Annotated in this window: 1 protein-coding gene; it reads right to left on the bottom strand. The window is 26.3% G+C overall.

Annotated features, from left to right (window positions below; translation table 11 throughout):
• The coding region (locus AVBRAN9333_RS09375; RefSeq protein ID WP_336609906.1) for a hypothetical protein at positions 1–1,573 on the bottom strand (1,573 nt) is incomplete at both ends.

The following is a 1,573-nucleotide window of genomic DNA, read 5'->3' as shown; positions in this document are numbered from 1 at the left end:
TATAAATCAATCTTTTTAGCTTCAAATTTATTTTTTAATGTTACATAAGCTAAAGAATAATCAATAAAGCTTCCATTATAAAAATTAGTAGAAGCATAAGCTCCAAATGACCTTACATTAGTAGAAGAGCTTAAGGCTTTATTTATTTCTAATCTTGAAATATTTGCAAATACTCCATAAGTTAGATTAAATCTATCTAAGCTTATATTCTTATCTATACCAACGCTTGTGCCTTTGTTTCTTAAATCATTATAATTAGTCTTTAAATAATTATATGAATTATTCACCCAAAAGCCGTGATTTTTAATATCATCTCTTAGATAAGTAAATCTATCATTTAAAATATCTGCTTGATTTTTTGCTACATAATAAGGTGTATTAATTATGCTTTTTAATTCAGCTTTTGTATTATCGTCTAATAATTCACTCATAAAATAATCTTTATAGTTTTTATTAATTAATTCTGTTGTAGTGTAATTAACATTGCCTTTACCATCAATTATTGCTTGGATTTCATCTTTGCTTAATTCTTTACCAGCTAAACCTACACTCCAAACTTCTTTAGTTCCATTCTCATCTTGCATAGTTGTATAATGAACTAGATTAGGTGATAATAATACACTTGAAATAGGTGTTGTATAAGTTATCTTAAAGAAGTCTTTATTAACTACTTTAGGTGTTGTAGCTATCATATCAGCTCTTGTAGAATTTGAATTAGTAGTATTTGAGTTGTTAGTATTATTAATAATTGCAATAGGAACATAGCCATTAATTAATAAGCCTAAGTTTGTATTAGAAATATTAATTATATTATTAAAGCCACTTGCACCATATCTTGCAATGATTGCTCCACTAAAGTGATTATATAAAGAAGTGTTATATCCACCACCTGTTATATAAAATGTAGAATTAGTAGCGTTTAGATTATTTACTGCTAATTGCCCTACTATTTTTGAATTAGTTGTAGTTAAGGTATTAGCTCTAATACCACCTTTAATAGCTGATTTTTCTATAGTGTAATCTCCACTTGTTATTTCTGCTTTATCATATACACTACTAGCATTATCATCTTTACCTTTTAAAAATACTTTAGTATCTTTAGAGCCTTCATTAGTATTATTTAAGAATACATTTGAGTTTGTAATCTCTCCTTTGTTTGCACTAATAGAAGTTGTTTTTAAATCTATATTTTTAATTACTAGCTTATCATCTACTTTTATTGTTTGAGCTTTGATTTCATCGGTTGTTTTTATATCATCGTTTATAAAATCAATATTATTAGCATTAATATCTTTAAAGTTGTTATTAGTAGTAGCACTAAGTTTACCATTATTTACTGATACATTGCCTAAAAAGGTATTATTATCAGCTTTTACTTCGGTATTTGTATTTGTAATAATTACATCGCCTTTAAAGGTATTATTAGTTCCACTTATTTGACCTATATTCACATTACCTTTAAAGGTATTATTAGTTCCACTTACTTCTCCCATACTTACATTATCTTCATAAAAAGCTCCATCAGTTTTTAAAATACCACTACCTGTTACTTTTTCTGATACCTTTGAGCCTT

The sequence above is a fragment of the Campylobacter sp. RM9333 genome (genome assembly GCF_020137705.1).
In the GTDB taxonomy this organism is placed as follows: domain Bacteria; phylum Campylobacterota; class Campylobacteria; order Campylobacterales; family Campylobacteraceae; genus Campylobacter_E.
The sequence above is the reverse complement of the archived record's forward strand: the minus strand, read 5'-3'. Positions and strand labels throughout refer to the sequence as shown.